Below are 19,306 nucleotides of genomic sequence, written 5' to 3'. Positions count from 1 at the left end.
CTCTCCGTTGGATTATACATCCAACTTTGAAGTAAATAGTTAACGGTGACGCAGCACCGTGACCGTGGCTTTCATGCGGCGCTTGCGCATGCCCTCCTTGATAACATTGGCGAGGCGGGTGCTGGGTTGCGACAGAAGAGGTAATACCTCCTCCGCCTGCTCGGGGAACACGCACTCCGACATGATAAGGCCGCACAGCATGGTCCGATCTCCCTCGGGGATCGAGGTCTCGGCCCACGTCCCGAGGATGGCATCCTTGAGCGCAGCACCCTTTTCCAACTCCTCCCCCATTAGATCCTTCACCGCCCGGTCGTAGCACTCCAGCTTCTTCATCGACTTCGACCGGACCGCACCGGCGGCCACCGCACCGGCCCCGCTCCCACAGGCGAAGGAGGGCATGATGCCCTCTCCCACGAAGGCCAGGGTCTGCCCGGCAGCGTCACCGGCGAACAACACGTTCCCCTGGCGGGGGCCTCCCAGGAAGCCCGGCAGGGGTGCGTCCCCGCTCTTGACCTCCAGCACCTTATCCAGGTCGAAGTATTCCGAGACCACCGGGTTCCCCGCGGCCCACTCCTGGATGGTCGTGCGCCTCGATTCATCCAAACCGATGACGCCCAGGCCCACGTTAGCTCTCCGGGGGCCCTTGGGGATGATCCACCCGTAGCCCAGGCCGACCTCCGGCTCGAGAAAGATCTGCATGCCGTTGGGCAGCTTCTTCTTGGCCACCAATTCATACTCGATGCCGCGGGCCATGGTATCATCGGGGTACAGCTTGAGGTCCATCAGCTTGGCCACGGTGGAATGGACTCCGTCTGCCGCGATCACTACCTTGGGACGGATCTTGACTTCTTTGCCCTGATGCACCAGGGTCGCGCTGGCGACCTTCCCATCGCGCATCTCCAGGTCCGCGAGACGGGTGTCCGCTTGTACGCAGGCCCCGGCCTCCGCCGCGCGGGCCGCCAGCAGCTTGTCGAAGATCTTGCGTTCAAGGGCGATGCTCCGCCAGTACGGCTCGTTGGAGGTGATCCTCAAGCGCCGGTCGAGGATGAAACGTGTGTGGTCGTGGACCGTCGCCACGGCCTGCGGCGGCAGCTTGAGCCCGAGCTGGCGGACCAGCGACTCTCCGACCACCTCGCCGCACTGCACCGGTGTACCGATTTCCTTCTTGCGGTCGATGAGCAGGGTCTTGCACCCGCCCTCCGCGGCCGCCGCTGCCGCCCCGCTGCCTGCCGGTCCCGCTCCTACTACCAGAATTTCCCAATCCTTGTCCAATTTACCACCCGTAGAAAGCTGATGGATAATAAGCCCCGTAGATGACCCTGAACTCTGGCCGGGTGAGATAGCACCACCCAAGCTTCAGGGGATTGGCCCCGAATCCTTTGGCCGCACGCGCGTAGTCGCCGTCGGTCATGACCTTGAACTTGGCGAAGGCCCGCATGAACTTCCCTGAGGCGAAGGGCGACGAGACCCACCACTCTTGGTAGCTCATCGGTCGGTCGGCAAGGACCGCCTCCGCCGCCCTTCGCCCGGAGAGCATGGCCACCCTGATGCCCCCGGCGGTAAGCGGGTTGGCCATCGCCGCGGCGTCCCCGGTCAGGTATACATTGTCGCGGACGATGTTATTGAGGCCCCCCATGGGTATGGCCCGCCGGTGAGTCTCCAGAACTTCCTCGCCCTCCATGCTGTCGGTTCCCCGGGGGAATCCTATGCGGGCATGGTCCCCGGCCGGGAACTCCCAGCGGTAGCCGCCCTTGTAGCGCTCGGCCTGGATGAAGGTGATGGTGTCGTCCCTGACCTTTCGCTTCACGATGTGCTGCTCAGTCCACATCATTATGGGCGGTTCCTCGCGGAAGAGGGCTTTTCTGATCATCGAGTTGGCACCATCGGCGGCGATGACATGCTTGGCCCGAACCATGGCCCCCGAGGTCATGGTCAGCACCGTTCCCTTGACGGTACTCTCGATCTTCTCCACCGCATCGCGGACGACTTTTCCCCCCATGTCCAGGTACCTTTGCACCACCCCGCGCAGGAAGGCGGGGCGGTCGAGGATGTAACCTATGGCCCGGCCTTCGATTACATCGCCTCCGGGCCACTCCTCTCTCACATTGGAGATATTATGCACGATGTTCGTCGGTCGGAGGGGGGAGAGGTACTTGAACGCCGTGCGGGAGACTGCTTCCCCGCACATGCGGTGGTATCTTGCGAACTTGTCCCCGTCAAGGCGATCGACCATAAGGACGTCCAGATCCTCGTTCCCCGACCGGAGGAAGAAACCCGCGGACACCCCCGCCGGGCCGGAGCCGACGACGACCACGTCGCGATCATCCAACGGCAACAGCCCCCCGACGCAGGCTATGGGCTTCCACCGCGGAGTACCCGAGGTCGAAGGCCATGAAGGCGAAGAAGTATAGTAACGAGGGCAGGAATCCCACTAGGCACAGGGCGAGGACGGCAACCTTAAGGAACGGTCGATTATGGAACAGCATCGCCATCCATCCCCTCCCGTTGTCCACCCACGGCAGGTCGTTCACCCGTTCATCGATGAAAGCGAACACGATGATCATGATGACTCCGACCGGATCGATGGTCCCGAACCCGGTCAGCAGCGCCGCGGCCTCGATGATGATGGCCACGATCGCACCTATCCTGAACGCCAATGTGTCGAGCTTGCCCGCCATGAGCAAGGCGACCAGGATGCCCACGAATATCGTGGCCGAGCCAAGGTCGACCGCCATTAGAGCGCCGAGCCAGATGCCTCCGGGAAAGGCCAGGAGCAGAGCGGTCCGCCTCTGATATGAGTCTGTATCATAGGCTTGATCTCCGTACTTGATCATGACGCCAAGACCGAGAAAGGACGCCGGGATCAGCACATCCATGACCAGATCGCTGCGTTGGAACACTACCCCGTGGAACAGGGCGGCCAGGGTCATGACCGTGGCCAGCACCGAATAGATAAAAAGGCGTTGATTGGCCCCTTCCTTCTCGGTCATTCGTCCGGCAAAGGCAGAAGGGCCCGAAAAAGGTTTCCTAGGTCCACGAGGATTCTATCCCAGAAGAACGGAGAGCTCATGGTGCAACTGGCGGCCCGTCTGGCGCATGGCTCCGGTGCGGGATCCCTACCGGCGACTGGAAGGCCCATTAGACATGTGCCCCCTACCTATACTTCGGACGTCCTTTGAGCTTTCGGCGGGTGTAGAGGGAAAGCCCCTGACCAATGTCCTCGCAATGCTGAAGATAGCTTGTTGCGACCGGACGGACCTCAGGGAGCGTTCAGCCGCTTAAGCACCCAGGCCATGTTGCGGCCTAGGTCTCTCATGGTGGTCAGCCCTTCCTCGTCCTTGTCCATGTCCCCCGGTCGTAGGGCGGTGGCCACGTTCCAGTAGGACGATCCGACCACGATCATCTGGCCGATGAGGAAGAAGTTGTTCATGGCCTCGAACGCCGCCAGCGCACCGGCTCTGCGGTTGACCGCGACCGAGGCGCCCACCTTGCGCTTGAACAGGTCCCCGTTCGCTCGGTTAACGTAACCCACACGGTCGATGAAGGCTTTGGTCTGGGCGTTCATGCTGCCGAAGTACACGGGGGAGCCGATGATTATCCCATCAGCGGCGGCGATCCGCTCCACCCATTCGTTGACCTTGTCGTCCTTCCGCTTGCATCGGCGGTCCTTCTTCTGCCCGCACACCCCGCACGCCTGGCAAGGGGCGATGTCCTCGCTGCCCATTTGGACCAGCTCGGTCTCGATGCCTTCCTTTGCCAGCTCCTCGAGCACGACCTGGAGGGCCCGATTGGTGTTCCCGTTCTTCCTCGGGCTACCGTTGAACGCGATGACCTTCATGGGCAGGGAGAGCGGAGAACTCCATATTTGTGCCCTTTGCGGCCTTAATCTGTACATATATGTTCAATAATGCTTTAATATGTCTATTGTTGTACCTTTGAGTATGCATTCCATGCCTGTCACCGTTCAGCGTCTTGATGTCACCCTTCCCCCCTTCGAGGTCTACCGCAGGCTCAGGCCGCAGTTCCATGGATCGTTCATATTGGAATCGGCGGTCGGAGCTTCGCGCACCATCGCCTATTCCTTCCTCGGGTTCGGCCCCATGGACCGCCTGGTCTGCCGTAATGGCAGGGTCGAGGGCGGGATGGGGCTGGACCACCTCCGTGAGGAACCGGGAGCGTTCCTCCGGAAGCTCACCGAGGGCTTTGACCTCAGCGCCGCCAACTTCCCATTCATGGGTGGTCTGGTGGGCTACTTCTCCTATGAGTTCGCCGGACGGGCGGAGCCTTCCCTAACCCCCCTGCCTTCCGAGTTCCCGGAGTTCGAGCTCGGCCTGTACCGGGAGTGCCTGGTCTACGACCACTCCAACTTTCAAGTGTACTTGCTGTCGGTCGGGGAGCCGGGCCCGCTGGGCGAGGCCATCGGGTCGATGCCCGAACCGGTGTACCGTGACCTCAAGGTCGGGAAGGTCGTCGCCGACCAGGAGAGGGGGCGGTTCGAGGACGGGGTTCGGACGATCAAGGACCGCATCGAGGCCGGGGAGACCTTCCAGACCGTACTGTCCCGCCGCGTGTCCACTTCCTATCGGGGAGACCTCCTAAACCAATATGCGGCACTGCGCGAGCTCAACCCCTCGCCCTACATGTTCTTCCTGGACTTCGATGACCGGACCGTCCTGGGCTCCAGCCCGGAGACCCTCCTGACGGTACGCGGGCGGGAGGCCACCACCTTCCCCATCGCCGGCACGAGGCCACTGGGCACAGGACGGGACCGCAGGCGGTACCGCGAGGAGCTGCTGGCCGACGAGAAGGAACGCGCCGAACACGCCATGCTCGTCGACCTCGCCCGCAACGACCTGTCCCGGGTTTGCGAGGGCGGTTCGGTATCTGTCCCGGAGTACATGCGGGTGGAGGAGTTCTCTCATGTCCAACACATCGTGTCCAAGGTCCAAGGGACCATGAAGGAAGGGTGCTCGGCAATGGATGCCCTCATCTCGGTGTTCCCCGCCGGCACAGTCTCCGGCGCCCCCAAGCCCCGCTCCATGGAGATCATCGGCGAGGTGGAGGGCCACGGCCGCGGGCCTTACGCCGGCGGAGTGGGTTATGTCTCATTCAACGGCAACCTGGACTCGGCCATCACCATCCGTTCGGCATTCGCCGCCGACGGACGGCTGTACTTCCAGGCCGGTGCGGGCATCGTCGCCGATTCCGACCCCGGGAGGGAATTTGAGGAGACCGAGCAGAAGTTGGGGGCGCTCAGGGTCTCGCTCGACCAGGCTACGGGGGTGAAGGCATGAATGTGCTGGTGATCGACAACTACGACTCTTTCGTCTACAACCTGAGCCATTCGCTGGAAGACCTCGGCGCCAGGTGCACCGTGGTCCGCAACGATGCCGTCACCGTGGATGAGGTGCGGACGTTCAATCCGGATGCCATTGTCATATCGCCAGGGCCGGGCGTGCCCGGCGACCGCCGAGACTTCGGCGTATGCGGTGATGTCCTGACCTCGATCTCCCACGAGGTCCCGACCCTGGGCGTTTGCCTGGGACACCAGGGCATCGCCCACCACTACGGCGGACACGTGGTCAGGGCGCCAGCGGTGCATGGTAAGACCTCACTGGTCGAGCATGATGGCACCGGTATTTACGAGGGGCTTCCAGCCCCGTTCACCGCCGGGAGGTATCACTCCTATGTCGTCGCCGACGACCTGCCCCCTGAGCTGGAGGTGGTCTCGCGGACCGCCGACGGAACGATCATGGGCATCCGCCACCGTTGCTACCCCATCGAAGGCGTTCAATTCCACCCTGAGTCGGTCCTGACTCCCGACGGGCAAATGGTGCTCGCCAACTTCCTGCGGGGGGCCAGGGCATGATCACGGAGAACCCCGAGGCCCTGGCCGACATGCTGGTATCCGGCACCTTCAGCCACCCGTTGATGGTTTCCACTCTCACAGAAATGGCCAGCCGCGGCGAGACCCCACGAGAGGTGGCCGCCCTGGCCACCGCCTTCCGCCGGGCCGCGGTGCCGGTCAGAACGCACCACGCCGCAATCCTGGACATGTGCGGGACGGGGGGCGCCTCGTTCCGCACCTTCAATGTCTCGTCCATCGCTTCCCTCGTGGTATCCTCGCTCGGAGTGCCGGTGGCCAAGCACGGCAACCGCTCCAACCGGGGGTGCGGGAGCGCGGACTTCTTCGAGTCCATTGGGGCCCGATTGTCCCTCTCGCCAGAGGAGGCAGGGACCTCGCTCGATGAATTAGACTTTGCCTTCCTGTTCGCCCCCTCCTTCCATCCGGCGATGCGCCACGCCGTTCCGGTGAGAAAAGAGATCTCCACGCGGACGGTATTCAACATGCTCGGTCCCCTGCTGAACCCGGTGGATGCAAGGCGCCGGCAGCTCATCGGGGTGTACTCCCCTCGCCTCCTGGACCTCTTCCCGCCGGTGCTGTCGTCGATGGGCGTGGAGCGCGCCCTCATCGTGCACGGCCGCCCGGGGATGGATGAGGTGTCCGTTCTCGGGCCGACGGCTGCGGTGCTGGTGAACGGCGACAGGACGGAAAGGTTCCTCATCGACCCTCGGGAGATGGGGCTCTATCACCCGGTGCCCGGCGATGTCGGCGAGCTGACACCGGCGCTCTCGGCCTCCACTGCCTACGAGATATTGGGCGGGAGGAGAGGAGCGAGGCGGGACATGGTGGTGCTCAACGCCGCCTGCGGCCTCCTGGCCTTCGGAGCGGTCAAGGATCTGGACATGGGTGTGCGGCGGTGCGAGGCAGCCATCGATTCCGGCAGGGCGATGGCTAGGATGAACGAGTATATCGCCCGAACCCGCCGGTCGATCTCGAGCTGAGCCCATGACGGACATGTTGGAGACTCTGGTGCGCGACGCCCAGCGCACGGTCGGTTCCGGGTACTACGATGTCGTCGATTCCTTCAGACCGGGGGTCGGGCTATCCGCCGCGTTGTCGGCGCACCCGCGGTTCCCGGTGATCGCCGAGGTCAAACTGGCTTCGCCCTCTCGAGGGTCCTTTTCGATCCACTCGCCAGAAAAGCTCATCGGGAGCTACATCTCGGGCGGGGCCGCCGCCCTCTCCGTGCTCACCGAGCCAGGAGCGTTCCAAGGCTCCCTGGACTCCCTGCGCAAAGCGGTTCGAAGCGGCAGGCCAGTGCTTATGAAGGACTTCCTGGTATCCCGGCGTCAGCTGGAGGCTGCTGCGGCCATCGGGGCGGGGACAGTGCTCATGATCCAGGAAGTATTCGATTTTCTCCCGCTCTCGAGCAGGGACGGGCTGATTGACCTCGCCCACCAATCCGGCCTCGAGGTCCTGCTGGAAGCGGGAAGCGAGAAGACGCTGATGGAGGCGATGAAGAGCGATGCCGACCTGCTGGGAATAAATCAGAGGGACCTGAGGACATTTATCATCGACAAGGACAAGGGTGTTCGTCTCCTCCCCCTGGCCCTCCAGGCCTCCCGCCCGGTGGTGGTCATGAGCGGTATCGAGGAGAGGAGGGCGGTGGAGGTGCTGAAGGAGATGGGAGCCAGCGGCGTGCTCGTCGGCGGCAGCCTATCCTCTTCGAAGGACCCTGAGGCCGCCTTGGGCGGGCTGGTGGTGCCGAGATGACCGAGGTCAAGGTATGCGGGCTGATGAGCGAGAGAGACGTCCGCATCGCCGAGGAGGCCGATCATCTGGGCTTCGTGGTCGCCACCGGCACCCGGCGCTCTCTCGAACCGAGTGCGGCCAGGGACCTGATGGCCGGGGCGGGAAAACCAACGGTGGCGGTCGTGACCTCCGCCGATCCCGCCTTCATCATCGATCTGGTCCGTGACCTGAGGCCGGGCGCGGTGCAGCTGAGCGGGCCGGTGGGCCGTGAGGCCATGGAGGCGGTCACCGATGAGGCTGGCTGCGAGATATGGGCGGTGGTGCACATCGACGATGCCGTGCCCACGCTGGACCTCGGAACGCTGTCGCTCGCGGACCGGGTGGTGCTCGATACGGCCACTCCCCAAGGGGGCGGGAGCGGAAGGACCCACGACCTTGATGTAAGCGCGAGGCTGGTACGGGAGCTCGGTTCGCGGACCTCGTTGGCCGGGGGTCTGACCCCGGAGAACGTGGCCGCCGCCGTCCGCAAGGTGAGGCCGTCCATGGTGGACGTGTCCAGCGGCGTAGAGACGCAGGGAAAAAAAGATGCCGCCAAGATCAGGCGGTTCATAGATGAGGTGAGAGGTTGCCATTGAAGGACAGGACGCGATTTGGGCAGTACGGGGGACAGTATGTTCCGGAGATCCTCATGCCCGCGCTGGAAGAATTGGAGAAGGCATACGAAAAGGCAAAGCGGGATCCTGGATTCAAGAAGGAGCTCAATGAGTACATGCGCCACTACGGGGGCCGGCCGACGCCCTTGTACTTCGCCCGTCGGCTGACGGAAAAATGTGGCGGGGCCAAGATCTACCTGAAGCGCGAGGACCTCTGCCACGGCGGAGCGCACAAATTCAATAATGTGATGGGGCAGGCACTGCTGTGCAAGCGCATGGGCAAGACCAGGGTGATCGCCGAGACCGGAGCGGGGCAGCATGGCACCGCCACCGCCATGGCCGCCGCCGTGCTTGGGTTGAAGGCAGAGATATACATGGGGAGCGAGGACATCGCCCGCCAGGAGATGAACGTCTTCCGTATGAAGCTCATGGGGGCGAAGGTGCATCCCGTAGACTCGGGCTCGCGGACGCTGAAGGATGCGCTGAACGAGGCGTTCCGGGACTGGGCGGCAACGGTCGAAAGCACCTATTATATGCTGGGGACGGCGGCTGGGCCTCACCCCTACCCGGCGATGGTCAGGGACTTCCAGAGCGTCATCGGCCGGGAGGCCAGGAGGCAGCTGCTGAACCAGGAAGGAAAGCTGCCGGACCTCTTAGTAGCCTGCGTCGGCGGCGGCTCCAATGCCATCGGCACCTTCCATCCGTTCCTCGGGGACGAGGACGTGGCGTTTCTCGGCGCCGAGGCCGCGGGGAGTGGCATCGACACCGGAAGGCACTCCGCATCCATATCCGGAGGAAGCGTAGGGGTGCTGCATGGCTGCAAGTCATATCTCCTGCAGGACGAGAACGGCATGATCCGTGAGACGCACTCGGTCGCGGCCGGCCTGGACTATCCAGGGGTCGGGCCGGAGCACTCGCTGTTCAAGGACATCGGGAGAGCGGAATACGTCGGGGTGACGGACGAGGAGGCGCTGTTCGCCTTCCGCACCCTGAGCGAGGTAGAGGGCATCATCCCTGCGCTCGAGTCGTCACACGCGGTGTTCGCCGGGATGCAGAGGGCGAAGAATATGGCCAAAGACCAGGTGGTCGTGATCACCGTCTCCGGACGGGGGGACAAGGACCTCGACACCGTCATCAAGCTCTTGGGGGTGCAGTGATGGCCCACATCCGCGAAGCACTCGCCGGGGGGCGGAAGCTCATATGCTTCATCACCGCGGGGTACCCGAGCCCCTCGCTCTCGATCGCTCATGCCCTCGCTTGCGTGGAGGGAGGAGCGGACGTCATCGAGCTGGGCGTCCCATTCTCCGACCCGGTGGCCGACGGCAAGGTGATCCAGTTCACCTCGCAGAAGGCGCTGGAGGGCGGGATGACCCCTCGGAAGGTGTTCGACCTGGTCCGCGAGATACGGGAAAGTAGCGATGTGCCCATCGTGCTCATGGGCTACTACAATCCGATCTTCCAGATCGGCGAGGAAAGCTACGTCCAGCTATCGGCCGAGAGCGGTGTGGACGGCCTCATCGTTCCCGACCTGCCATGCGAGGAGTCCAGATCCCTGGCGGAGCATTGCCGGGCGCGGGGGCTCGATCTCGTGCAGCTCGTCGGCCCCACCACCTCGGCCCCGCGGATGGCCAAGATCGCCGCCGCCAGCTCCGGCTTCCTGTACGTGGTGAGCGCGCTGGGGACCACGGGAACGAGGTCGTCGTTCTCCGACGGCGTGGGAGAGGTAATCCGCCGAGCGAAAGGTAGCGCCGGGGACCTTCCCCTCGGGGTCGGGTTCGGCATCTCCCGTCGTGAGCATGCCGAGGCCATGTATCGGGAGGGAGCGGATGCGGCTATCGTGGGCAGCGCCATCCTCCAGGGCATCATCGATGGGGCGTCGCCGGATGATACCCGGAAGTTCGTCCATGACCTTAAGGCAAAAGGGTAGACACCCTTGTGCCCTAACCACCCGATGGTAGACCGATTAGCCATCGGGCCCCTTCCCTTCTTTTGAGACCGTCCTGCACATGCATTCTGCGTGGGATACATGCAGATCCCTCTTTGACGACGATCAAACCTCAATGATTGCTTGGACCAATCAAAAAAATGCGAATATGTAATGGGCCACTGTCGGCAGTACCTGGGTCGAAAAAAGTGATCGGTTTCTATCATGCCAGTTCGGTGGCTGCCTCGCTAGTTTGTCGAGCTGCAAGCGCCCCTTGGGGCAACAAAGTAACAAAATAATTGCGAGCTTTCAAATAGTGCCTTAGTATTCTTCCGTAATACTAATTTCTTTATCGTGATACGGGGATACGGAAATGCATATTCCAGATGGATATTTGGGGCCAGCGACCTGGGGAATATTGTTCCTGGTCATGCTGGTTATATGGTTCTTTGCATTTAGGAATGCAAATAAAAATTTGGGACCGCGCAATGTGCCCATGCTTTCGTTCATGGCCGCTCTGTCGTTCATCCTTATGATGTTCAACCTGCCGATTCCGGACGGGACCACGGCCCATATGGTCGGGGCAGTACTTGCAGCCATCGTGTTAGGTCCATATGGGGCGACCATTGCCCTGAGCATCGCTCTCCTGATCCAGGCGTTATTGTTCGGAGATGGCGGGATCACCGCATTTGGGGCCAATGTCTTCAACATGGGCGTCGTAATGCCGTTCACAGGCATCCTGGCCTATGTCGGCGTCAAGAAGCTGTTGGAGAGAGGCAAGATGTCCATCCCCGGACAGAGGGCCGTAGCAGCCTTCGTTGGGGGATATGTTGGCCTGAACCTTGCTGCGCTCTGCGCTGCTATCGAGTTCGGACTGCAACCGGCGATCGCTCCTGGTTACGCTCCCTATGGATTGGACGTGGCGATTCCGGCGATGGTCTCGGTACACCTCTTGGTGGGCATCGTGGAAGGTTTGGCCACGGCAGCGGTCGTCTATTACCTTGCGGACCACAGGCCTGATCTGCTCCAGCTGAAGAAGCTGGCCCCGAATTGGATGCAGGGTATGCTCAAGGAGGACCTCGGAAAGGCATCGCAGCCCGTGGGGAAGAAGAAAGCTCCAGCCGAGGTAAAAGGAGGCAACTGAGATGGTCGATGCGAAACTATCAACATTCCCAAAGAAGTGGCTGGCGATCCTTCTCGTCCTTGCGGTTGTGTCCCCTATTGGCATTCTTGTGGTGTGGGATTACGGCGACGCCTGGGGCGAATGGGGCGAGGTCGGGGAGTGGGCGCCCCAGCAATTCTGGAACGCCCCATTCCCGGACTACGATCTCAGCGGATGGGAGGGCCAGTTCATGGCCTCGCTTGGCTACATCATCTCGGCCCTGGTCGGAGTGGTGGCGATAATCGTGGTCACATACCTTCTTAGCAAGGCATTGGCACGCAAGAATAACGACGACTCCTCGGGTTGAGCATGTTCGAGCGACTGCTGTCCGAGATAACCAAGGTCGCCCAGCAGTCGCTGGACATGGAAACGATGTCGGCGAGGGACGGGGCCCTGCAACGCCTTGACCCTCGCTTTGTTTTTCTCCTTCTGATCTCTCTCGTCGTGGTCACTGTGCTGTTGCACAGTCCCATGAGTATACTGCTCATGATCGGCCTTTCGACCGGGCTCGCTCTTATGTCGAACATACCGCTGAAATGGCTTTTCAAGCGGGTGTGGCTCTTCGTCCCGTTGTTCACAGTGGTGATCCTGATCCCAGCGATGACCAGCCTGATCACTCCCGGCCACCAGGTCGGTCCTGCCCTGGAGGTCTTTGGGACCACCTTCTACCTAACCAGAGAAGGTTTGGCATTCGCCATGACCTTCACGCTCCGGGTCGGAGCGGCCGTAACCTTCAGCGTACTGATGGTCGCCACCATTGGCTGGTCACGATTGATGCGCACAATGGCCCAGCTACGATTACCTCCAGCGTTCGTGGTCACCATGGATATGACCTATCGATACATCCATGTGCTGCTGGACATGGTGGCGAATATGTTCATCGCCAGGAAGAGCAGGATGGTGGGCAAACCGACGTCCAAAGAGCTTCGCAATATCGGTAGTTCGGTCGTGGCGAGCCTGTTCAGTAAATCCTATCAGATGAGCGAGAATGTCTACATGGCCATGGTTTCCAGGGGTTACACCGGCAGGCCTCGTATGATGGCCGAGTTCCGAAGCGGCCGAATCGATAAAGTATTCGCTATGGTTATAGTGGGGTTCATGGCGATCGTCACCTGCTTCGATCTACTGGTGCCGAATAACCTGCACGGACTTCTCTCGATCATCGGAATGTGAGAAATCATGGAGCAATCAATCGTCTCATTAAAAGGAGTCATGTATAGGTATCCGGATGGAAATGTCGCACTCGACGGGCTCGACCTGGACATCAAGAAGGGCGAAGCTATTGCCATCGTCGGACCCAATGGTGCCGGAAAGTCCACCCTGCTGCAGATCATCGCCGGGCTCATCCCCATCTCGTCCGGCACACTGACCATCATGGGCAAGGCAGTCACCGCGGAAAGCGTCGAGAAGCCTCACGAACTTGAATGGCTCAGGGAGAAGTTGGGAATTGTCTTTCAGGATTCCGATGTTGCCCTGTTCAACTCCACGGCGTGGAACGACATCATATTCGGCCCTCTCCATATGGGCCTCCCGACCGATGAGGTCATCGCCCGAGGGGAGAGGGTGTTGGAGCTTCTTGGCATCCAGCACCTTCGTGACCGAGCTCCGTATCGCATGAGCGGCGGGGAGAAGAGAAAGGTCTCCATCGCATCGGTCCTCTCCCTCGAGCCGGAAATACTGTTGTTCGATGAACCGACCTCGGATCTCGACCCGCGGAGCAGGAGGGGGGTGGTCGATCTGCTCAAGCGCATGACCGCCGAGGGTAAGACGATCATCGTGGCGACCCATGATGTCAACGCCGTCCCCGATTTCGCCACCCGCATCGTAGTGCTGAAAAGGAAGGTCCTGGCCAGCGGCGATGTGCGGACCATACTGTCGGACGAAAGCCTCCTCGAAGCTTCGGAGCTTGATGTGCCGGAGATCGCTCGCCTGTTCAAGGTGTTGTCCTCGATCGGCTATATGACGGACGAGCTGCCCTTCTGCATAGATGAAGCGGTGAAACAGATCAAAGCGAAAAGTATCAGGGTCCACATCCATCCGACCGAGACCAAAGAGGGGCAGGGGTGCAACCCGTAGGTTGATCCTTGGTTTTGTCTAAGCTTTCATCTGGCCACCGGACCTCATGATTTTCCATTAATTAGCTTCCTCCTTTTCTGGACAAAGAGGAGGAGATGAGCTGCGACGGCCATCTGATCCGTGGAAATGGCCATTCAATATGGGCTGATCGCGAGGGGGTGCAGTTGGATGCTATTTCCATCTTAAATATGAGTTGGATGATATCTCCAATTGATGAGGTTCAAGGGCGGGCCGACCCAAGACGAGGTCATGGCCGTTTCCATCCAAAAGCTCGGGATAAAGAAGGGCGATATCCTCGCCGACATCGGCTGCGGCACCGGCAAGGTGGCGATCGCTATGGGAGAGACCGCCGACAAGGTCTACGCCATCGATGTGCGGAACGAGGCCATCGAAGCATCCCGTGTTAACGTCAAAGCATGGGGGCGCGTCAATGTGGAGGTACGCCAGCAGGATGGGCTGGAATTCCTCAAGGATTGCGAGGACCTGGACGGGGCGTTCGTCGGGGGGACCAGACGGTTAAACGACATGTTGGGCCTCCTTAATGACAAGGTCCATGGGCGCATCGTTGTAAACACCGTCCTCCTGAAATCGATGAACCAGGCGGTGGATACCATGGTCAAGCTGGGCATCTTCAAGGAGGCGACCCAGGTACAGGTCTGCCGCTCCCATAACCTGGCGGGCAGCATCATGTTCAAGCCTATCGATCCAGTATTCATTATCGTGGGCGAGGTGGGCTGATGCTCATCGGCCTGGGCCTGGGACCGGGGGACAAGGAGCTTCTTACCCTAAAGGCCGTCCGCCTGCTCCGCTCGGCGGACAAGGTGTTCGTCCCCGGCAAGATGGCCAGGGAATTGGTGAGGGATCATTGCGATCCGATCGTGCTGGAGTTCCCTATGGTCAACGATGAGGAGGCCATCAGACAGGCCTTGGAGCGGAACGCCGAGCTGATCGCCCCGGTGGCGATCAGGGGAACGGCGGTACTGGGCATACTGGGGGACCCCAACTTCTACTCGACCTTCTCACGACAGTGCGAGATCCTGAAGGACACATATCCGGAGATCGATATCGCGGTCGAGCCAGGCATCAGCTCGATAACGGCGTTCGCCTCCAGGCTGCAGGTTCCGGTCAACTCCGGATTCATGGTCACCGACGGTTCGGACAATGAGTGCCTGGTGCTGCTAAAGGTACGCTCTCCCCGAGACACTATAGCTCGATTGCGCTCTTCTGGCTACTCGAAGTTCCACCTGGTGGAGAGGATGTACCTGGAGAACGAGAAGGTGTACGACGAGGACGAAATGCCGGAAAGGTGCGACTACATGAGCGTGATGTTCGCCCGGAGGGCGTGACATGGACGCGCCAGTAGTATGGTTCGTCGGCGCCGGTCCCGGGGATCCCGATCTCATCACCATGCGAGGGAATGATCTATTGGTAGGGGCGGACGTCCTGATTTATGCCGGGTCGCTGGTCAATCCCACGCTGGTCGAAAGGTCCAGGGCGGAGGTGAAGCTGGACAGCTGGGGGATGAAGGTCGAAGAGATGGTCCCCGTCATGGTCGACGCCGCCCTCGCTGGGAAGCGGGTGGTCCGCCTGCACAGCGGGGACCCGGCCCTTTACGGCTCAATCGTGGAGCAGATCGCCGAACTTGAACGGCACGGCGTGGAGGTCAGGATCATTCCCGGCGTCAGTTCTCTGTTCGCCGCCTCCGCCGCGCTGAAGACTCAGTATACTCTCAAAGGGGTCTCGGAAACGCTTATCATCACCCGACCGGCCGGTGAGACATTGGAGGAGGATGACATCGCCAAGCTGTCCGAAGCCGGAACGTCCATGGTCATATTCCTGGGTACCGACAAGCTTGCCGCGATAGTGGAGAAGCTACGCTGCCCGCCGGACACCCCCGCGGCGGTTATCTACCATGCTTCCTGGCCGGACCAGAAGATTGTGCAGGGCTGCGTCTCCGATATCGCCCAGAAGGCCAAGGAGGCGGGCATCCACAAGACCGCCCTCATCATCATCGGCGGCATAGTGGATCCCATGGGGCGGTACCATAGGTCGGTGCTATACTCATGAGAATCGCGGTGGTCCACGCCGGCCATCAGGCTCAGGCTGAGACCCTGGCCGGGTGGCTGGACGCGGAGATCGTCGAATATTCGGACGATGCATTCGAGAGAGCGTTCCAGGAGCATGAGGCCATCGTGGCGATCATGGCCATGGGGATCGTGGTAAGAAGAATAGCGCCACTGTTGAAGGACAAATGGATTGATCCCGCCGTTACCGTGGTCACCCCAGACCTCAATTATTGCGTCCCAGTGCTCGGGGGTCACCACGGCGCCAACGAAATCGCCAGGACCTTGTCTGGCCACGACATCGTGCCGGTCCTCTCCACCGCCACCGATGCCCTGGGGAGGGACTCGGTGGAGGGGATCGCTGCCAGGCACGGCCTGGAGGTCGTGAACAAGAGCTCGACGGTGGCGGTGAACAAGGCGTTCCTGCAAGGCGACGTCCCCGTATTCCGGGTTGACGGGCCAGCAGTCGTGCTGGCATCGTCCAACGTGTCCGTCCTGGCGACCAAAGGGGAGTATGTGGTAGGTATCGGCTGCAACCGCGGCACCTCCGCCGAAGAGATCAGAGCGGCGGTGATGGATTCCTTGACCGCCGCCGGGATCGACCCGCGAGATGTGCTGGCATTCACGTCAACGGTTAAGAAGGCCGATGAGGCCGGTCTGCTGGAGGCAGTCAGGGAGATGGGCGGGAGGCTATTCCTCATCGATGATGAGACGATCAACTCTCAGATCGTGGTCCCGTCGAAGGCCGAACTCATCGGCCTGGTGGGAGTGGCCGAGCCATCGGCCCTCGCGCTGGCAAAAAGGAAGGAGATCGTCATGAGTAGGAGGGCATACGGAAATGTCACAGTCGCGATCACAAGATGAGACCAAAGGAAAGCTGTACGTGGTCAGCACCGGTCCCGGAGACCTGGACAACCTCACTCCATTGGCACGGAAAGCCATCACCGAGTCAGAGGTCATCATCGGCAACCAATTCTACCTGGAACAGATGCAGCCGCTGTTGGAGGGTAAAAAAGTCATCAACTCCCATATGGGAAGGGAGGTGGACCGGGCCAGGGAGGCAGTCCATATGGCCATAGACCATAAAGTCGCCATGGTCAGCGGCGGGGACGCCGGGGTCTATGGCATGGCCAGCATCGTCTTGGAGCTTGCACAGCACGAGGCTCCGGGCCTTGAGGTGAAGATAGTGCCCGGCGTCACCGCGGCCACCGCCGCGGCATCGATCCTCGGCTCTCCGCTGTCCAGTGATTTTCTGATCATCTCGCTGAGCGATCTCCTGACTCCCTGGGAGGTTATCGAAAAGCGCCTCGACCTCGGGTTCCAGATGGGGATCCCCATGGCGGTTTACAATCCCCGGAGCCACAACCGCCCCAGTAACCTGAGGAAAGCGCTGGAAATCGGCCTCCGCCATGCAAAACCGGATACGCCGGTGGGCATCGTCAGGAACGCCTATCGTGGAGAGGGAGAGAGCTGCGCGGTCACTGACCTCGGGTCGCTTTACGAGGATGACAGCATGGTCGATATGCATTCGATGGTGATCATCGGCGGAGAGGGCACCAGGCTTCTAAGGGAGGGAGAGCATGTCAAAGGAATCATCACGCCAAGAGGCTACCACCGAAAGTACGTATATTGATCTGGGTGCGGATACGGCAGAAGGCTACAGCATATCCAGCCGCAGTCGGCAGCTTGCCCGCAGAATGGTCGGCAACGTCAGCCTGGAGGACCGGATCCGGCAGCGGTGCTCCATCGCCGTGGGGGACTTCGCCATGGCCGATCTCCTGCGGTTCAACCATGGGGCGGTCCAGGCCGGCCTCGACGCCCTGGAGGTCAGGGCCACCATCTACGCGGACATCCGCATGGTACAGATCGGCATTCAGAAGCGGGGCCACGGATCGAGGGTGGATTGCCTGCTGGACCACGGTCCAGAGATCGCCGCGTCGAAGGGCATCACCCGGACGAGCGCGGGAATGCTGGCCCTGGGCGATGAGCTGAAGGGATCGATCGTGGTCATCGGCAACGCCCCCTCCTGCCTCCTTTCCCTGTGCGAGCTGATCGGGAAGGGGATCCGGCCGGCCCTGGTGATCGGGTGTCCGGTGGGGTTCGTCAATGCCGCGGAGTCGAAGGATGAACTTCGTAAGCTGGACATTCCGTCGATTTCCACCGAGGGCACCAGGGGAGGCACCCCGGTGGCTGTGGCCTCCATCAACGAGCTGATAACCATGTTCGCGGAGAAGAATGTGAAATGATAGATCCGGTCTCTAAATTCGAGTACCCTGAGCAGTGGATCTCATTATGCAAAGAGCGGGACGACCTCTCGTTCGTCGAGAGCGGACTCGCGGTGCTCACCTCCGATGGCAAGGTGCTTAGAAGGGGATATACCACCGGAACGACCGCGGCAGCCGCATGCCAGGCAGCCATCGAGTCTTTGGGGGTCAAGGAGCTGAGAGAGGTCAACGTCACCATCGCATGCGGCATCATCGTACCGGTAGAGGTCCTAGCCGGCCATGGAAGTGCCGCCTGCTACAAGTATCCCGGGGACTACCCCGACGATGCGACGGCAGGGACCGAGTTCAGGGCCATGTTCATCAGGTACCAGGACGAAACAAGTTTGGACGTCGGTCCCGGGATCGGCCGATGGGACCACGACACCCCTCGATACGGTAAAGGAGATGCGGCCATCAGCCACACGGCCATGGCATGCATCCTCTCGTCAGTGACCGCAGCCTGTCGGGCCCGTGGACAGAAGGGCGCGCTGATCTATCTGGAAGCGGTCGACGGGGATCGGATTGCTCTCAGGACCCTCAACCACCGCGTTGGGGTCCTGGGCGGCATTTCGGTTCTAGGCTCTACCGGCCTGGTGGAACCGTGGGACGACCATCTCGGCCAGGACTCCATTGAAAGAGCCAAGAGGGCGGAAAAGGCAGTGATCACCACCGGTCGGGTCGGGCTGAAGTACGCACGGTTGCGATATCCCGACCAGGAAGTCGTCCTGGTAGGCGCGAACATCAGGGAAGCGCTGGACTCCAGGAAGCAAGGTCTGACTCTGTTCGGTCTCCCCGCGCTGATCATCAAGTTCATCGACCCGTCGGTGCTGGAAGGCCGCAAAGAGAGAACGATCGAGGAAGTTGTCCATTCCCGAGACGGGCCGAACCTGCTTCACACCTCAGTCCAGAGGTTCAAATCGCTATACCCCGGGCATGGCATCGTAATCATCGATCGGGCGGGCCGGGTGATGGAGGCCGTGCCATGATCGTGATAGGGGTCGGTTGCGGCCCGGGAATGATGACAACGGATGCCGTGGCCCGCCTCCGTGCCGCCGAACGGGTGTATGGCTCAAAGCGGGCGCTGGAACTCGCCGGCCCGTACATCCCGCCTCACTGCCAGGTCACCCCGCTGAAGGACTACTCCCGTCTGGACGACCTGCCCCGGGACGCCATCTTGCTATCGACCGGCGACCCCATGCTAGCAGGCCTCGGCCATCTAGGGGAGGAGGTCATCCCCGGGATATCCTCGATGCAATGCGCGTTCTCCCGGCTGCGCCTCCCGTTGACCAAGGCGGTGGTAGTGGACGCTCACGGAAAGGACGAGGGGGCCGCCCGGCAGGAGATGCTGGACGAAGTGACCAGGGGGAGAATACCCTTCGTGCTCACCGAGCCGGGGTTCGACCTCAGGGCCCTGGCCGCCTTGATGATCGAGCGGGGCCTCGACTGCACCATCGTTGTCTTCGAGAACCTTGGGTATCCCGATGAGATCATCTCCTTCGGCAATCCCGGGCGCCTGCCTACAATTTCCTCCAAGCTGTTCTCCCTCATACTCGTGAAGGACGGTTGA

General features: G+C 61.3%; 23 protein-coding genes. 19 read left to right on the top strand and 4 right to left on the bottom strand.

Translation table 11 applies throughout. From position 1 onward, the window contains the following. Positions 1-39 precede the first annotated feature (39 nt). The 4 genes from SA339_04705 to SA339_04690 all read right to left on the bottom strand — a co-directional run bounded on the left by SA339_04705 (position 40) and on the right by SA339_04690 (position 3,838). Positions 40-1,272, bottom strand: a complete 1,233-nt coding sequence (locus SA339_04705) for an NAD(P)/FAD-dependent oxidoreductase (protein ID MDW5562508.1) — start codon at positions 1,270-1,272, stop codon at positions 40-42. Position 1,273: 1 nt separating this feature from the next. Then, on the bottom strand, positions 1,274-2,329 hold the full coding sequence (locus tag SA339_04700) for an NAD(P)/FAD-dependent oxidoreductase (protein ID MDW5562507.1): 1,056 nt from the start codon (positions 2,327-2,329) through the stop codon (positions 1,274-1,276). Beyond that, positions 2,322-2,990, bottom strand: a complete 669-nt coding sequence (locus tag SA339_04695) for a hypothetical protein (protein MDW5562506.1) — start codon at positions 2,988-2,990, stop codon at positions 2,322-2,324. The genes SA339_04700 and SA339_04695 overlap by 8 nt, the downstream gene beginning before the upstream one ends. Before the next feature lie 269 nt (positions 2,991-3,259). Continuing rightward, the gene (locus SA339_04690) at positions 3,260-3,838 is read right to left on the bottom strand and encodes a flavodoxin family protein (GenBank protein MDW5562505.1); all 579 of its coding nucleotides are present in this window, start codon (positions 3,836-3,838) and stop codon (positions 3,260-3,262) included. A 112-nt stretch (positions 3,839-3,950) separates the two neighbouring features. Here SA339_04690 and SA339_04685 point away from each other — a divergent pair, with 112 nt between their 5' ends. The 19 genes from SA339_04685 to SA339_04595 all read left to right on the top strand — a co-directional run bounded on the left by SA339_04685 (position 3,951) and on the right by SA339_04595 (position 19,306). Next, the gene (locus SA339_04685) at positions 3,951-5,294 is read left to right on the top strand and encodes an anthranilate synthase component I family protein (protein MDW5562504.1); all 1,344 of its coding nucleotides are present in this window, start codon (positions 3,951-3,953) and stop codon (positions 5,292-5,294) included. Further along, positions 5,291-5,869: an aminodeoxychorismate/anthranilate synthase component II gene (locus SA339_04680; protein MDW5562503.1), complete on the top strand. Its 579-nt coding sequence runs from the start codon at positions 5,291-5,293 to the stop codon at positions 5,867-5,869. The genes SA339_04685 and SA339_04680 overlap by 4 nt, the downstream gene beginning before the upstream one ends. Then, positions 5,866-6,846, top strand: coding sequence for an anthranilate phosphoribosyltransferase (gene trpD / locus SA339_04675; protein ID MDW5562502.1), 981 nt, complete (start codon positions 5,866-5,868; stop codon positions 6,844-6,846). The genes SA339_04680 and trpD overlap by 4 nt, the downstream gene beginning before the upstream one ends. A gap of 4 nt (positions 6,847-6,850) precedes the next feature. Next, positions 6,851-7,618 (top strand): indole-3-glycerol-phosphate synthase, encoded by a 768-nt coding sequence (locus tag SA339_04670; GenBank protein ID MDW5562501.1) that lies wholly within the window; start codon positions 6,851-6,853, stop codon positions 7,616-7,618. Next, complete coding sequence (locus SA339_04665; GenBank protein ID MDW5562500.1) at positions 7,615-8,232, top strand: phosphoribosylanthranilate isomerase; 618 nt, start codon at positions 7,615-7,617, stop codon at positions 8,230-8,232. Before SA339_04670 ends, SA339_04665 begins: the two co-directional genes overlap by 4 nt. Then, positions 8,223-9,407 (top strand): tryptophan synthase subunit beta, encoded by a 1,185-nt coding sequence (gene trpB / locus SA339_04660; GenBank protein ID MDW5562499.1) that lies wholly within the window; start codon positions 8,223-8,225, stop codon positions 9,405-9,407. Before SA339_04665 ends, trpB begins: the two co-directional genes overlap by 10 nt. Further along, positions 9,407-10,177 carry a tryptophan synthase subunit alpha gene (trpA, locus tag SA339_04655; protein MDW5562498.1) on the top strand — a complete coding sequence of 257 codons (771 nt, stop codon included), beginning with the start codon at positions 9,407-9,409 and terminating at the stop codon, positions 10,175-10,177. Before trpB ends, trpA begins: the two co-directional genes overlap by 1 nt. A gap of 370 nt (positions 10,178-10,547) precedes the next feature. Next, positions 10,548-11,318, top strand: coding sequence for a cobalt transporter CbiM (gene cbiM / locus SA339_04650; GenBank protein ID MDW5562497.1), 771 nt, complete (start codon positions 10,548-10,550; stop codon positions 11,316-11,318). A gap of 1 nt (position 11,319) precedes the next feature. After that, on the top strand, positions 11,320-11,643 hold the full coding sequence (locus SA339_04645; protein MDW5562496.1) for a hypothetical protein: 324 nt from the start codon (positions 11,320-11,322) through the stop codon (positions 11,641-11,643). 2 nt (positions 11,644-11,645) lie between these two features. Next, on the top strand, positions 11,646-12,509 hold the full coding sequence (gene cbiQ, locus SA339_04640; protein ID MDW5562495.1) for a cobalt ECF transporter T component CbiQ: 864 nt from the start codon (positions 11,646-11,648) through the stop codon (positions 12,507-12,509). A gap of 6 nt (positions 12,510-12,515) precedes the next feature. Next, positions 12,516-13,412: an ABC transporter ATP-binding protein gene (locus SA339_04635; protein ID MDW5562494.1), complete on the top strand. Its 897-nt coding sequence runs from the start codon at positions 12,516-12,518 to the stop codon at positions 13,410-13,412. 213 nt (positions 13,413-13,625) lie between these two features. Continuing rightward, positions 13,626-14,150: an SAM-dependent methyltransferase gene (locus SA339_04630; GenBank protein ID MDW5562493.1), complete on the top strand. Its 525-nt coding sequence runs from the start codon at positions 13,626-13,628 to the stop codon at positions 14,148-14,150. Then, entirely contained in the window at positions 14,150-14,758 is a 609-nt protein-coding gene (locus SA339_04625; protein MDW5562492.1) for a cobalt-factor II C(20)-methyltransferase, read from the top strand. Before SA339_04630 ends, SA339_04625 begins: the two co-directional genes overlap by 1 nt. A 1-nt stretch (position 14,759) precedes the next feature. Beyond that, positions 14,760-15,479 carry a cobalt-precorrin-4/precorrin-4 C(11)-methyltransferase gene (locus SA339_04620; protein MDW5562491.1) on the top strand — a complete coding sequence of 240 codons (720 nt, stop codon included), beginning with the start codon at positions 14,760-14,762 and terminating at the stop codon, positions 15,477-15,479. After that, the gene (gene cbiG / locus SA339_04615) at positions 15,476-16,339 is read left to right on the top strand and encodes a cobalt-precorrin 5A hydrolase (GenBank protein MDW5562490.1); all 864 of its coding nucleotides are present in this window, start codon (positions 15,476-15,478) and stop codon (positions 16,337-16,339) included. Before SA339_04620 ends, cbiG begins: the two co-directional genes overlap by 4 nt. After that, the gene (gene cobJ, locus SA339_04610) at positions 16,314-17,108 is read left to right on the top strand and encodes a precorrin-3B C(17)-methyltransferase (GenBank protein MDW5562489.1); all 795 of its coding nucleotides are present in this window, start codon (positions 16,314-16,316) and stop codon (positions 17,106-17,108) included. Before cbiG ends, cobJ begins: the two co-directional genes overlap by 26 nt. Next, positions 17,056-17,721, top strand: coding sequence for a precorrin-8X methylmutase (locus tag SA339_04605; protein ID MDW5562488.1), 666 nt, complete (start codon positions 17,056-17,058; stop codon positions 17,719-17,721). The genes cobJ and SA339_04605 overlap by 53 nt, the downstream gene beginning before the upstream one ends. Continuing rightward, positions 17,718-18,725 carry a cobalt-precorrin-5B (C(1))-methyltransferase gene (locus tag SA339_04600; GenBank protein ID MDW5562487.1) on the top strand — a complete coding sequence of 336 codons (1,008 nt, stop codon included), beginning with the start codon at positions 17,718-17,720 and terminating at the stop codon, positions 18,723-18,725. The genes SA339_04605 and SA339_04600 overlap by 4 nt, the downstream gene beginning before the upstream one ends. After that, positions 18,722-19,306: a cobalt-precorrin-7 (C(5))-methyltransferase gene (locus SA339_04595; protein MDW5562486.1), complete on the top strand. Its 585-nt coding sequence runs from the start codon at positions 18,722-18,724 to the stop codon at positions 19,304-19,306. The genes SA339_04600 and SA339_04595 overlap by 4 nt, the downstream gene beginning before the upstream one ends.

The sequence above is a fragment of the Methanomassiliicoccus sp. genome (genome assembly GCA_033485155.1).
GTDB lineage: Archaea > Thermoplasmatota > Thermoplasmata > Methanomassiliicoccales > Methanomassiliicoccaceae > UBA6.
Note: the sequence above shows the minus strand (reverse complement) of the source record. Positions and strands in the feature narration are given on the sequence as shown.